This is a genomic window from Amycolatopsis sp. NPDC051045 (assembly GCF_040682955.1).
In the GTDB taxonomy this organism is placed as follows: Bacteria; Actinomycetota; Actinomycetes; order Mycobacteriales; family Pseudonocardiaceae; genus Amycolatopsis.
This window is the reverse complement of the sequence record NZ_JBFBCC010000004.1, coordinates 17657-30996: the sequence shown is the minus strand read 5'-3', so window position 1 is coordinate 30996 and position 13340 is coordinate 17657. Positions and strand designations below refer to the sequence as shown.

The 13340-nt window shown below is 71.6% G+C and carries 13 protein-coding genes; 5 read left to right on the top strand and 8 right to left on the bottom strand.

Annotated elements, in window-relative coordinates; genetic code table 11:
- Nucleotides 1–9: 9 nt before the first annotated feature.
- The 3 genes from AB0M80_RS11210 (at nucleotide 10) to AB0M80_RS11200 (ending at nucleotide 4558) form a co-directional block, all read left to right on the top strand.
- Entirely contained in the window at nucleotides 10–402 is a 393-nt protein-coding gene (locus AB0M80_RS11210) for an ectoine synthase (protein ID WP_091318623.1), read from the top strand.
- A gap of 31 nt (nucleotides 403–433) precedes the next feature.
- Entirely contained in the window at nucleotides 434–1336 is a 903-nt protein-coding gene (thpD, locus tag AB0M80_RS11205; RefSeq protein ID WP_364562159.1) for an ectoine hydroxylase, read from the top strand.
- Between the two features lie 474 nt (nucleotides 1337–1810).
- Nucleotides 1811–4558, top strand: a complete 2748-nt coding sequence (locus AB0M80_RS11200; RefSeq protein WP_364562156.1) for a BTAD domain-containing putative transcriptional regulator — start codon at nucleotides 1811–1813, stop codon at nucleotides 4556–4558.
- 282 nt (nucleotides 4559–4840) lie between these two features.
- Here AB0M80_RS11200 and AB0M80_RS11195 read toward each other — a convergent pair whose 3' ends face one another.
- From AB0M80_RS11195 to AB0M80_RS11170, 6 genes are all read right to left on the bottom strand, one after another.
- On the bottom strand, nucleotides 4841–5506 hold the full coding sequence (locus tag AB0M80_RS11195) for a DUF4190 domain-containing protein (RefSeq protein WP_364562154.1): 666 nt from the start codon (nucleotides 5504–5506) through the stop codon (nucleotides 4841–4843).
- A gap of 306 nt (nucleotides 5507–5812) precedes the next feature.
- Entirely contained in the window at nucleotides 5813–6694 is an 882-nt protein-coding gene (locus AB0M80_RS11190; RefSeq protein ID WP_364562151.1) for a hypothetical protein, read from the bottom strand.
- Nucleotides 6691–7167 (bottom strand): hypothetical protein, encoded by a 477-nt coding sequence (locus AB0M80_RS11185; RefSeq protein ID WP_364562148.1) that lies wholly within the window; start codon nucleotides 7165–7167, stop codon nucleotides 6691–6693. Before AB0M80_RS11185 ends, AB0M80_RS11190 begins: the two co-directional genes overlap by 4 nt.
- Before the next feature lie 59 nt (nucleotides 7168–7226).
- Nucleotides 7227–7622, bottom strand: coding sequence for a hypothetical protein (locus tag AB0M80_RS11180; protein ID WP_364562146.1), 396 nt, complete (start codon nucleotides 7620–7622; stop codon nucleotides 7227–7229).
- 13 nt (nucleotides 7623–7635) lie between these two features.
- The gene (locus AB0M80_RS11175) at nucleotides 7636–8376 is read right to left on the bottom strand and encodes an OmpA family protein (protein WP_364562143.1); all 741 of its coding nucleotides are present in this window, start codon (nucleotides 8374–8376) and stop codon (nucleotides 7636–7638) included.
- A 174-nt stretch (nucleotides 8377–8550) separates the two neighbouring features.
- Entirely contained in the window at nucleotides 8551–9381 is an 831-nt protein-coding gene (locus tag AB0M80_RS11170; RefSeq protein WP_364562140.1) for an SGNH/GDSL hydrolase family protein, read from the bottom strand.
- A gap of 268 nt (nucleotides 9382–9649) precedes the next feature.
- Between AB0M80_RS11170 and AB0M80_RS11165 the strand changes: the two genes are divergently transcribed.
- A complete protein-coding gene (locus AB0M80_RS11165; protein ID WP_364562137.1) occupies nucleotides 9650–10309 on the top strand; it encodes a DUF3159 domain-containing protein in 660 nt (219 codons plus the stop codon).
- Nucleotides 10310–10410: 101 nt separating this feature from the next.
- Here the strand turns inward: AB0M80_RS11165 and AB0M80_RS11160 are convergent, their stop codons facing one another.
- Both AB0M80_RS11160 and AB0M80_RS11155 read right to left on the bottom strand, forming a co-directional pair.
- Nucleotides 10411–11376 (bottom strand): BadF/BadG/BcrA/BcrD ATPase family protein, encoded by a 966-nt coding sequence (locus AB0M80_RS11160; RefSeq protein ID WP_364562134.1) that lies wholly within the window; start codon nucleotides 11374–11376, stop codon nucleotides 10411–10413.
- Nucleotides 11373–12419, bottom strand: a complete 1047-nt coding sequence (locus tag AB0M80_RS11155) for an SIS domain-containing protein (protein ID WP_364562131.1) — start codon at nucleotides 12417–12419, stop codon at nucleotides 11373–11375. Before AB0M80_RS11155 ends, AB0M80_RS11160 begins: the two co-directional genes overlap by 4 nt.
- Before the next feature lie 148 nt (nucleotides 12420–12567).
- Between AB0M80_RS11155 and AB0M80_RS11150 the strand changes: the two genes are divergently transcribed.
- Nucleotides 12568–13323 carry a GntR family transcriptional regulator gene (locus AB0M80_RS11150; protein WP_364562129.1) on the top strand — a complete coding sequence of 252 codons (756 nt, stop codon included), beginning with the start codon at nucleotides 12568–12570 and terminating at the stop codon, nucleotides 13321–13323.
- Nucleotides 13324–13340 lie beyond the last annotated feature (17 nt).

Genomic DNA, 13340 nt, shown 5'->3' with positions numbered 1-13340 from the left:
GAGTCCGCCGTGCTCGTCCGCACGCTCGACGAAATCACCGACACCGACGCCGACATCAAGACCGAGAACTGGCGCAGCAAGCGGATCATCCTCGCCAAGGAGGGCGTCGGCTTCTCGGTGCACGAGACCACGCTCTACGCGGGGACGGTCAACGACTTCTGGTACGCCAACCACATCGAGGCGGTGTTCATCACCTCGGGTGAGGGCGAGATCGAAGACCTCGCCACCGGCAAGGTGTACGAGCTCAAGCCCGGGACGCTCTACCTGCTCAACGACCACGACAAGCACCAGGTCCGGCCCAAGACCGAGATCAAGTGCGTGTGCGTGTTCAACCCCCCGGTGACCGGTCGCGAGGTCCACGACGAAAACGGGGTGTATCCGCTGATCACCGAGGAATCGTAAGAACCGGAGAGGAACACAGGAGGCGAAGCCCGTGACGCTGACGGACACCCGGGTCGACGACCGCTACCCGACCCGGATCACCGGTACTCCGGCCCAGCTGCCGCGCGTGCACCCCACGGTGTGGGGCACCGAAGCCGACGGCCCGATCGACGCCGCGACCCTGGCGAACCACGAGACCAAGGGTTACACCGTGGTCGAGGACATGCTCTCCGTCGGGGAGGTCCAGACGTACTGGCAGGAGCTGGTGCGGCTGTCCTCCGACAAGGGGCTCGCCCGGGACGAGCGCGTGATCACCGAGGCGAAGACCGGTGAGGTCCGGTCGATCTTCGACGTCCACGAGATCTCGGACCTGATCGCCGAGCTGGTGCGCGATCCGCGCGTGCTGGACCGGGCCCGGCAGCTGCTCGGCTCCGAGGTGTACCTCCACCAGAGCCGCGTCAACTACATGCCGGGCTTCAAGGGCACCGGGTTCTACTGGCACTCGGATTTCGAAACCTGGCACGCGGAGGACGGCATGCCGACCCCGCGCGCGGTCAGCTGCTCCATCGCGCTGACCGACAACTACCCGTTCAACGGCGGCCTGATGATCATGCCGGGCTCGCACCGGACGTTCGTCCAGTGCGCCGGCGAGACGCCGGACGACAACTACAAGAGCTCGCTCAAGGACCAGCGGGTGGGCGTGCCGAGCGAGGACGACATCACGAAGATGGCGGCCGAGCACGGCATCGACCAGTTCACCGGCCAGGCCGGTTCGGCGCTGTGGTTCGACTCGAACATCATGCACGGCTCCGGGAACAACATCACCCCGTACCCGCGCTCGAACATCTTCCTGGTGTTCAACAGCGTGGAAAACGCCTTGGCGCAGCCGTACGCGGCGAGCGCGCCGAGGCCGGCCTTCATCGCGGGGCGCGACTCGACGCCGATCACGCGCTGAGTCATCCCGGGGCTTCGCTACCAGGAGCCCCCGAAAGCCATTGATCCTGCCCCGCCGGTGACCGTCCCGGTGCGCTTTGTTACCGTGTCGCCACCGCGCGAGCGTGTGGCCCGCGCAACACGTCTTCGCGGACGATCGGCAGCGGGTGCTTCGCTCGGGGTGAGCTCACCTGCCCGGTTGCCCTCGGTGGCGGACGGGCGGACCGGCCCCCTGGCGGCCCGGCCGGAAGTTCCAGCACGACCCCGCACCACCGGATCGGGACCGGTGGTGCGGGGTCGTGTCATGTCCGCCCGCTTGGGGCCGACCGGGGGATGTCGCAGGTCGGCGGGGGCGGCGCTGCGGAATCCGCAGCCCGGCGAAACGGCCTGGTCCCGGCCCGGTGGGGTGGTACTCGCCGGCGGGCGATCACGGTAGGTTGACTTTTCCGGCGAGGGCGACGCCGGGACACCGTGGACCCGGGAGGTGGGCGCGAGCATGGCCCAAACCCGGCTCCAGCTGCTCGGGCCCGTTCAGCTGTTCCACGGCGACGACCCCGTCCCGATCGGCGGACCCGGCGTCCGCGGCCTCCTCGCGCTGCTGGCGCTCAAGCCCGGCAAGGTCGTCGGGCTCGACGAGATCATCGACGCCCTGTGGGGCCACGACCCGCCGGCGACCGCCCGCACCATCGTCCACGGCAACGTCTCCCACCTGCGGCGGGTCCTGCGCGAGCTCGACGGGCCGCGCATCCTCACCACCCCGCCGGGCTACCGGCTGGACATCGAGCCCGACCGGATCGACGTCCACCGGGCGCGCACGTTGCTGGACCGCGCGTCCGTGGCCACCCCGGAGGTCGCGGCCACGCTGCTGGCCGAGGCGCTCGCGCTCTGGCAGGGCCCCGCGCTCGGCGGGGTGCCCGACTCCTTGCGGGCTCCCGAGCTGGAGGACCTGCGCCTCGCCGTGCACGGCGCGCGTGTCGACGCCGACCTCGAACTCGGCCGGCACGCGGAACTGATCGTCGAGCTCAGCCCGATCGTCCGGGCCGATCCGCTGGCCGAGCGGACCGCGGGGCAGCTGATGCGGGCGCTCTACCACGCGGGACGCCGCGGGGACGCGCTCGAGCTGTACCGCACGGTCTCCCGCGCGACGCTGCGCACCATCGGCGTCGAGCCCGGCGCCGAGCTGCGCTGGCTGCACGAGCGGGTCCTCAACGACGACCTGCCGGCGCGGGAGGTCGTCGCCCCGGCCGCCGATGCCGAACCGGCGAAAGCGATTTCGCAGCTGCCCGCCGCGGTGCCCAGCCTGGCGGGGCGCGCCGACGAGCTGGCCTGGCTCGACGGCCTGGTCACCCGCGTCGAGGCCGGGGAGACCACGATCGCCGTGGTCACCGGCACCGCCGGGGTCGGCAAGAGCACGCTGGTCGTGTGGTGGGCGCACCGGGTCGCGCCGCGGTTCCCGGACGGTGTCCTGTTCGCGTCGCTGCGCGGCTTCGACCCCCACCACCCGCCGCTGGAGCCGGCCGAGCTGCTCACGCAGTTCCTGCTCGGCCTCGGCGTCGAAACCGCGCAGATCCCGGAGCTGCTGCACGAGCGCGTCGCGCTCTACCGGTCGTTGATCGCCGGACGGCGGATGCTGGTGCTGCTCGACGACGCCCGCACCGCCGAGCAGGTGCGCCCGCTGCTGCCGCCGAGCGCGCGGACGATGACGGTGGTGACCAGCCGGTCGCGCCTCGACGGGCTCGCCGTTTCGAACGCGGCCAAGCAGCGCGTGCTCGGCACGCTCGCGCCCGACGACGCCGTGCAGCTCATCGAGGAGCTCGCCGGCCCGGCGACCCTCAACCACGCCCTCGCGCGGCTGTGCGGCTACCTCCCGCTGGCGCTGCGGATCGCGGGCGCGCGGCTCTCGGCGAGCACGCAGCGGACCGCCGGGGAACTGGTCGACGAGCTCGGCAACGAACGCACCCGGCTGGCGGGGCTGCAGGTCGACGGCGCCGACGACAGCGTGCGCGCGGCGTTCGACGTCTCCTTCCGCGGCCTGCCCGGCGAGGTCGCCGAGACGTTCCTGCAGCTCGGTGCGGTGCCCGGGGTGATGGCCGGGCCGCACGTGATGGCCGCGGTCGCGCAGATCCCGGTGGCCGAGGCCCGGCGGCGGCTGCGCGCGCTGGCCGCGCACAACCTCATCACCGAGACCGAGCGGGACGTCTTCGTGCCGCACGACCTCGTCTGGCTGTACCTGCGTGAGCTCGCCGAACAGGAGCTCGGCGAGAAGGAGCGCGACGAAGCGCTCGGCTGGACGATCCGCTACTACCAGGCGGTGGCCGACCGGGCGCGGCGCCGGCTGGGCCGGGTCGCCGACCCGCTCGACTTCTCCGGCGTGCTCGCCGACGACGCGATGCCGCCGCTCCCCGGCTTCGCCGAGGCGCAGAACTGGTTTGCGGCCGAGTGGCCGAACCTCCTCGCGGTCCTCGACGCCGCGTACGCCGCGGGCCGCCACGAAGACGTCTGGCGGCTGGCCCGGCTGGGGCACACCTACCGCGTCGCCTGCCCGCTGCTGGACGAGTGGTCGCGGATGTGCGATCTCGGCGTCGCCGCCGCCGAAGCCGCGGGCGACGTCGCGGGGCAGTGCTGGCTGCGGCTCGCGCGGTGCGAGATCGCGCTGAGCTTCGAGCTGCCGGGGTTCGGCCTCGCCGACGCGCGGCGGGCGGCGGAGCTGTCCGCCGCCCTGGCCGACGAGCGGCTGCGCACGTCGGTGGACCTGCACCTCGGGCGCGCGCTGAGCCGGCTCGGCGAGCACGAGAAGGCCATCGAGCGGTTGGCCGAGGCGATCGCGAACGCCCCCGACGCCACCCTGCGCGGGCAGGCGCTCAGCAGCTGCGCGCAGGCGGAGAAGCGGGCGGGCCGGCTCTCCGACGCGATCGCCCACCAGCGCGCCGGCCTGCGGATCGACCGGGAACTGGGCGACGACGACCAGGTCGTCGTCTCGCTGGACAAGCTGGCCGAGCTCAGCCTGCGGGCCGGGGACCACGAGGCGGCCGAGCGGTACGTCTGGGAGGCGATCGACCTCGCGATCAGCCGCCAGTTCGTCGCGCGCGAGGGCGCGCTGCGGCTGACGCTCGGCCGGGTGCTGCGGGCCCGGGGCGACATCGACGGCGCACGCGAACAACTCGCGTTGTCCGTGCGCATTTACGAGCGCGTGCACCCGAAGCTCGTCGGTGAGGTCCGCACCGAACTCGCCGATCTGCAGTGAAAGCTTTCCAGCACTTTCGGCGGCGGGGCTTTCGGTTGCGAATGGGTCACGACCCCGCCCGGGCGCTGAATCCTTAGTGGATTCTTAGTGAGCGCGGGCGGTGTCCGCGTAGGTTCGGCGGTGCCGGCAGAGCCCTAGGGGAGGGGCAGGCTGAGACGCCGGTGCCAGGCCCCGCGCGGGAAACCGCGGCGGGGCCCGGAGCCGCCAGGAGCGGCTCGTGGCGACCCGGCCGGCCGAGATGGGGGTAGGCCGGCCGGTCGCCAGGCGGGTTGCCGCGCCCGCTCAGTTCACGTTCGCGGTGCAGAGCGCGATCGTCGTCCCGCTGTTTTCCGCGACCTTCTTGCCGTCGACCAGAATGGCGCAGCGGATTTCGTTTTTGACGTCGGCATTGCGGGTGTCCGCGGTGAGCGTCAACAGGTAGGAGCCACTGTTGTAGGACGCCTGCCCCTGCCACGCGTCGGTGCTGGCGGGCGCGTTTTCGGTGCGCTGGTCGCTCAGGCTGCCGTAGCGCACGGTCGCGCCGCCGGCGGAGGTGACCTGGAAGGTCACGGCGTGCTTGTCGCCGGCCACCGCGGGCAGGTGCAGCCCGGAATCGCCGCTCCCGAGGAAGGTCGAGTACAGCAGCATCCCGGCCGACGCGAGCAGCGCGACGGCCGCGACGGCGGTGGCGGTGATCGCCAGCCCGCGGTCACCCGAGGTGCCCTTCTTGACCTGGACCAATCCGGCGATCGCCAGGATCAGCGCCAGCCCGCCCAGCGGCCACGCGACGAACTCGACGTCCGGGACGAAGGTGACGACCAGCGCGGCCACGCCGAGCACCAGGGCGACGACCGCCAGGATGTTCCGGCTGCGCTTCGCAATGGCTTGACGACGTTCCGTGGCCGTAACCGGCGGTGCGGGTCGGCCATGGCGCGCGGTGGCCGGCGGGTACTGCGGGTCGGTCATCATGCGAACCCCTTCGGGTGGGAGTGCGACGACGTTAACCCATAAGTGTGGCCCAGAACGAAATTGTTACATTTTGGAAAAAGTCATTGTCCCACCGTTTTGCGTCAGGTATCGGTATTTCCTGACATTGCGCGCAGGGTGTGGCCCGGTGATCAATGGGAAGAATATCGGAAGTCCCACTGTTCGACGCGGTCTTTCGCGACCTCGCAGCCGGTATCGTAAATACCGTACGGACATCCCGGCACCGCCGTGAGGCTTACGACGACCGTAGGTACCGACGTTCCCGACTAAAGTCGCATAACGGACTTCTCAGTCGAAAAGGCTTACTTCCGGGGTGATTTCGAGCAATTCGAAGACGGGCCGGCCGCGGCGCCCGTCGATCGTCGTCGTGCGCACGACGCGCAGCCGGGCGGTCACCGGGCGGTCGAGGTTCTCCTTGATCTCGTCGAGCAGGTCCGGGGCCACCGCGCCCTGGATCGTGCCGCCCGACTCGCGGTCGAGGTAGAAGATGCGCCGCCGGGTGCGGACGCCGTCGAGCCGCCCGCGCACCGTCTCGTAGCCGACCTCCTCGCGGGACTCGCGGAGGCTGCCCTGCAGGATCCGCGCCTGCTCGGTGGTCATGCTGCGGGTGACCTGCTCGCCCGTGGTGGGGGTCAGCGCCATCCCGATGCCGGCGTTCTTCGCGACGGCGTTGACGATGTCGCTCACCGCGTTGCGGACGGTGTCGCGCTGGAGCAGCACGGCGTCGAGCGCGCCGTCGTCCGAGCCGTTCGCCGGCAGGAAGTCGCACAGTTCCTTGACCGCGCGCTCGGACAGCGTCTCGATGCCGTCGACGATCAGCGCGTCTTCGGCCACCGGCTCCGGGAAGCCGAAGAAGATCGCGTTGCCCGCCTGGCCGCGCTGGATCAGCGGCGCCTTGTCCCGGTCGTTCTGCTGGACCTGGGTGACCTCGCCGGACGGGTTGCGGATGATGTGCCCGATCTTCGCCGTCGCGTCCTGCAGCGCACGGCTGATGTCGGAAAAGGTGTAGGCGTCGATGGTCTGTTCGCCGATCACCGAGACGTGCAGCAGCGGCGAGCGGGACGTCCGCTCGAACTTGGCGTTGGCCGCCATCGCCGACGCACGGGCCAGGTCGTCGAGCCACGTGCCACCGGGGATCTCGTCGGCGATGCGCCGGAACTCGTTCCTCACCAGATCATCTCCGGGTAGCCCCTGCCGCCTTCGGCCCAGACCTCGGCCCACACGTCCTCGTCGCCGGGGCGGCACAGGAAGCCGTCCAGCATGCCCCCGACCGGCTGCACCTGGTCGAGGTACATCGCCGGCTGCCCGACGATCACGCCGCGGAGCGTGAGCAGGCCGTACAGCGCGGACCGGCCGGCGCCGTCGAGCCGCTTGAGCGCGCCCCACTCGTCCGGGATGAGGACGACGTCGAGGCTTTGCGGCGGGTGAGCGGTCCGGATGATGAGCTCGCCGCCGATCCAGGCGCGGCCGGACGGGATGATCCGCCGGGCGACGCCGAGGTAGCTGTTGAGCGCGCTGAACAGGATCTCGCGGTCGTTCTGGTGCGGGGCGTCGAACACCAGGCGTTCGTAGACGTCGGCGAGGTCGCCGGCGTGCCGGCCCGGCGGCAGGACCTGCTGTGACGTCCAATGGGGGAGCGCCAAACTCCACCCCCTCCTCAGGCCTCGCTCACAGTGCGTAGCCGAACTTACCAGGATGGGTGTCAGCCACCGCGCCCAGGCTGGTGCGGCCACCGCGGCGTGGCCTCTTCGGACTCGGGCCAGGCCGGTTCTTCCTCGGTGGGCCAGTCCTCGGCCTCCGCTCCGCGCTGCGGCGGCAGCGGTAGCCGCCCCTCGCGGTGGCCGACGGGCTCGGGCTCGTCGGCGGCGGGCGGGCGGTTCTCCGGCTCGTGCTGCGCCCAGGCGGCCGGGATGAACTGCGTCTGCTCGACCGACAGCGGCGGCGGTGCCGGTTCGTACTGCGGCTCCGGTTCCGCTTCCGGCTCGATCGGCTGCGCCTGGGGGCGTTGCGCGGCGCGCAGGAGCAGCCACGAGGTGAGCGCGCCGAGGGCGAAGGCGACGATCAGCCACAGCCAGATCTGCCCGAACAGCCACATCATCTGCCATCACCCCTCAAACGACCGTGATTTCGACACGCCGGTCCTCTTCGCCACCGGTGGTCGGGCGGGTGTCGCCCAGCCCCCGGTACGTCACGCGCTTGGCCGCCAGCCCGTTGGAGGTGAGGATCCGCGCGACGGCCCGGGCGCGGTCCCGGGAAAGCTTCAGTGCGGCGTTTTCGCCGCCGGGGCCCCGGGCGACGTGGCCGGTGACGCGGTACCGGAAGCCCGCCGGCGCCTTGGCGAGGGCGATCGCGATGCTGCGGGCGGCCTGTTCGCCTTCGGGCGTGAGCCGCGCGGTGTCCGGCGCGAAGCTGATCGGCGCCTCGGTGAGCAGCCGGTCGATCTCGGCCTGCACGCCGGCCTTGTCCGTGGGCGGCGGCGCGGTCGTGCTCGTGGTCGGCGGCGGGCTGGTGGTCGTGGTGGTCGGCGGCGGCGGTGGCGCGCTGCTGGAGGGACTCGGCGCCACCGGGGTGACATCGCCGTTGACCTTGGCGGCCCGCACGCCGTCGACGCTCTGCACGACCTCGAGGGCGCGAAGGGCCTGCCCGGGCGCGAAGCCGCTGAGGGTGGCGTCCCGTCCGTCGAAGCGGACGTCTCCGGTGGGCAGCCCGGCCTCGAAAAGCGCGGCTTGGGCCCGCGCGGCGAGGTCGCGCTCCATGGTCCCGGACTGAGCCCAGGTCGCGACCCCCGCGAGCGGTGCGGTGACCAGCACCGCGATCGGGACCACGAGGATCCAGCGCCGACCACCGGACATAAGGGGACTGTAAGCCGGGGGACGCGGCTTGGCGAGCTGAAACCGGGTGGTGATCCACAAGTTGTCCCCAGGCAAGTCGACATGTGGACAACTCGCGGGGCGGTGATCGCTTGGACACTTTCCGTCGAAAGGGGGGCCAGGGACGCGGTGGCGCCCTCGGTGACCCGGATTCCGTCAGCTGGCCTGCTGCCGGGCGTTGTCCGGCACCTCGAGCACCTCGAGCACGTCGAGCACGTCCAGTGGCACCAGCGGCGCCAGCTGCGGCCGCTTCGGCGACAACCCGTCCCCCATGGACTCGCCCCGCAGCTGCCGCCGGATCCACGGCAGCAGGTGCACCTTCGTCCACGTCAGATCCGACCGCCGCGAGTCGATCCAGCGGCTCGGCGCCACCTCCAGGGGCCACGGCTCCCGCCAGTCGTCCGCCACCGGGATACCCAGGACCTCCGCCGCCTTGAGGGCGATGCGGTGGTGGCCCTCCGGGGAGAAGTGGAGCCGGTCGTCACTCCAGGCGCGGCGGTCGTGCAAGGGATCCATCGTCCAGAGGTCGACCATGCGGGCGCCGTGGCGCTCGGCGATCGCCCACAGGTTCGTGTTGTAGATCGCCACCTTGCCGCGCAGCACCGACATCACCGACAGCACCTTCGTGTCCGGGCCGTTGAACATCAGCACCGGGATGCCGGCCTCGCGCAACTTGGCGACGCCCTCCTCCAGGCGTTCGGTGACCGCGTCGACGTCCGCGCCCGGCACGATGATGTCGTTGCCGCCGGCACAGAGCGTGACCAGGTCGGGCTTCAGCTCCAACGCGATCGGCAGCTGCTCGTCCAGGATCTCGTCGAGCATCTTGCCCCGCAGGGCCAGGTTGGCGTACTGGAAGTCGCTCCGGCCGGCCGCCAGGACCTCCGCGAGCCGGTCGGACCAGCCCCGGAAGGAGCCGTCCGGCAGGGCGTCGTTGAGGCCCTCGGTGAAGCTGTCCCCCAGGGCTACGTAGCTGTCGATTCCGTACACGTGGGTCCCCTTCCCATCCTGCGACCGACACTCCCCGACGTGTAGTTGTACACCTCAACTAACCATCGGGACGTCACCCCCGCGCCACCTCGGGCGTTCAGCCAGCGGTAACAGTGTCTTATCTTGTCGGCCTGTTGCGCCTCTCTATTACGTAGTCTTCACCTTCGGCATGCCGTGAAAGGGCACGCTCGGAGGCAAAGCGAACACCCGATGTGGCGAAAATCTCCCTGCCCGGGGCGTGCGGGACCCGATCCGGCAGGCTGGACACGTGTCCGGAGAACCCCGTGAATCGCTCGCGCAGATCCTCGGTGGCCGCCGGGGCGCGCTCGACGCCAGCATCCCGCCCGTCGGCTTCGTCGCCGGCTGGGTCGCGGCCGGGCAGTCCGTCGCCTGGGGCGCCGGCGCCGCCATCGTGGTCGCCGTCGCGCTCGGGACCTACCGGATGGTCCGCGGCGGCAAGGTCCGCGCGCTGGTCGTCAGCCTGGCCGCCGTCGTCGCCGCTGCGCTGATCGCCCTGCACACCGGCCGCGCCCAGGACTTCTTCCTGCTGCAGCTGATGTCCAATGTGGCCAGCGCCCTGCTGTGGGCGGCCAGCATCGTCGTGCGCTGGCCGCTGCTCGGCGTCGTCGTCGGCTTGCTGCTGGGTCAGAAGACGCGCTGGCGCCGCGACCCGGCGCTGCTGAAGGCGTACTCGCGGGCCAGCTGGGTGTGGGTGCTCCAGTACACGCTGCGCGTGGTCGTCTACGGCCTGCTGTGGTGGGCCGGCCAGGTGCTCGCGCTCGGCGTGGCCCGCACGGTGCTGTCGTGGCCGCTCGTCGCGCTGACCGTCGCGGTCAGTGGCTGGGTGCTCTACCGGGCGTTGCCGCCGGAGCATCCCGGCCTGCGCCTGGTTCCGGAAACCCGATCGGACGACGTACCCGGGGCATAAGGCGGCCCCCGGCGAGGGGGGAGGGTCCGGGGGCCACTGCCTACGGTACCCGGACTACCCGGGTTCAGTCGACGGTTTCGCGTCTTTGCGCCGCGTTTTGCTCAATCTCCTTGCGACCGGGGCCGCGGTGTCCCTTCCCCGAAGGCCTCGACAGCGGCGAGCCAGGCCGCCCCGAGCACCCCATCGGAGCTGGTCAGCACCTCGAGACCGGCCAGCCGGTGGCGCACGAGCGCGCCGACCGGGCTGGCTCCGGTCAGCACCGAGCCGACGAGCACGACCGGAGTCGACTCGCCGGGCTCGCGCGCGGCGAGGGCGTTCGCGACCAGAAGCCCGGCCGCGCGGGTGACGATCTCCCGGGCCGCGGGCTCGCCCGCGGCGTGGGCCGCGCTCACCAACGGGGCGAACCGGGCGAGCCGGACCGGCGCCTCGGCGTTGGCCGCCGTGATCAGCGCCCGCGACGCGGCGAGCCGCCCGGAGTCGGTCCGGACGTCCAAACCGGACGGTCCGAGCGCGGCGGCGAGCACCGCCGACGGGAGCCCCTCGAGCGGCAGCCCGCGCCCGAGTGCTTCCAAAGTGGAACGGACGGCTTCGCGGCCGAGCCAGAAGGCGGACCCTTCGTCGCCGAGCAGCCAGCCGTAGCCGCCCGTGGTGCCGGCGAGCCGTCGTTTGCGGATCCGGCCCACGATCGAGCCGGTGCCGGCGACGAGGACCGTCCCGTCCGGCGCCGAGGTCGCCGACGCGTACGCCACTTCGGCGTCGGCGACGGTCCGGACCGCGCAGGTGAGGCCGATCCGCGCCCACGCCGCGTCGAAGACCGCCGCCACGCCCCGGTCGCTCAGCTTGCTGACCCCGGCCATGCCGACGACGCACGCCCGCACGGCGGCGGGGTCGTGGGGGCCGAGCGCCGCGGTGATCGCGTCGGCGATCCGGCCCGCGGCGACCTCGGGCGCGTGCGCGTTGGGGTTGGCGCCTTCGCCGCGCCCGGTGCCCAGCACCGCGCCGGCGGCGTCGACCAGCGCCGCCCTGGTCGACGTGCCGCCGGCGTCGACGCCCACCGCGAAGCTCACCGGGTTTTGGTCACCTTCAGCAGGCCGCGCGGGCTGTCCGGGTCGCCGCCGCGGGCCAGCGACAGGCCGAGCGCGATCCGCTGGAGCGGGAGGATCTCCAGGATCGGCGCCAGCTCTTCGACCGTCGGCGCGACGTCGATGCGCAGCGCTGCCGGCACCTCGGCGGCGGCCGAGCCGACCGCGAGGACGTCCGCGCCGCGCTTGCCGACGGCCTCGAGGACCTCGTGCATCGCCCGGCCGCCGTGCCCGGCGCTGGTCACCGCGAGCACGGCGGTCTCGCCGTCCACCGCCGCGACCGGGCCGTGCAGCAGGTCCGCGCCGCTGTACGCGCGGGCGGCGAGGTAGCTGGTTTCGGCGAGCTTGAGCGCGCCTTCGAGCGCGGACGCGTAGGAGTAGCCGCGGCCGGTGGTGAGGACGCGGTCCACGAAGCGGTACCGGTCGACCGCGCGCTGCACGCCTTCGGCGGCGCCGTCGAGGGTCTGCTGCGCCAGCTCGCCGATCTTGTCGGCGTCGGCCGCCTTGCCGCCGCGCACCGCGTCGATGAGCAGGTACAGCGCCATCAGCGTCGCGGAGTACGTCTTGGTGGCCGCGACGGCCTTCTCGACGCCGGCGCCGATGTCGATGCCGAGCTCGGACGCGGCCCGCAGCGGGGAGTCCGGGGTGTTGGTGACGGAGACCGTCAGCGCGCCCTGGCGCCGCGCCGTTTCGGTGACCTCGATCAGGTCGGGGGAGCCGCCGCTCTGGCTGACCGTGACGAACAGCACGTCCCGCAGATCGGGCCGCGCGCCGTAGAGCGTGGCCGTGGAGGGGGAAACCAGACCGGCCGGAAGGCCGAGCAGTACCTCGATCAGGTACTTCGCGTACAACGCTGCGTGGTCGCTCGATCCACGCGCGGCGAGCAAAGCGAACCGTGGGGGCCGTTGTGCGATCTTTTCCGCCACTTCGGCGATTTCCGCCTGACGCTGCACCAGCCCCGCCAAGACGTCCGGCTGCTGGGCGATCTCCGCGGCCATGTGCGCGCCGGGCCGTTGTTCCGTCATCATTTTCCTCTCCACCTCCGGCATTATGTACCGGACTCAGGCGGCGTCGGTCAGGTCTAGACCAATCTTAGTGGGGCGGCACGTTTGGGGAAAAGGGTACGTTTCTTACGGGGACGTGGCGTGCGATGAGGGAAGACATAGGGAGTCGGGCATGTTGGAGACCACCACCACGGGCGAGGCGGGCGTCGTCGCCGGGATGCGCGGGCAGCGCGAGCCCAAGTACTGGGCGCTGAAACAGCACCTCCTCGACCTCCTGGACGTGCTGCCGCCGGGGTCGCCGATCCCGACCGAACGCGCGCTCGCCGGGGAGTTCACGGTCTCCCGCACCACCGTCCGCCAGGCGCTGGCCGACCTGACCGCCGAGGGCCGGCTGCACCGTGTGCAGGGAAAAGGCACTTTCGCGGCCGAGCCGAAGCTCGCGCAGCGGCTGCAGCTGTCCTCCTACACCGAGGACATGCGCAAGCAAGGCCTGAAGCCGTCGTCGAAGCTGCTGGAAGTCGAGGAAATGCCGGTCGAAGGCGACCTCGCGAAGCTGCTGGGAATCCGGACCGGCGCGAAAATCCTTCGCCTTCGACGACTTCGACTGGCGGACTCCCAGCCGATGGCCCTGGAGACGACGCACCTCCCGCTCGGCCGTTTCCGCGGGCTGCGCAAGCACGTCTCGGCCGGCGGGTCGTTGTACGCCGTTCTACGCGAGCACTACGGCGTCGAGCTGGAGCGTGCGGAAGAGACGATCGAGACGTCGCTGGCGGGGCCGCAGGAAGCGGAAATGCTCGGTGCGGACGTCGGCATGCCGGTGCTGATGCTGACCCGCCACTCGTTCGCCACGGACGGCAAGCCGGTCGAGTTCGCCCGCTCGGTCTACCGCGGTGACCGCTACAAGTTCGTGACGACGCTGCTGCCGTAGGCAGCGCGGTTGACGGC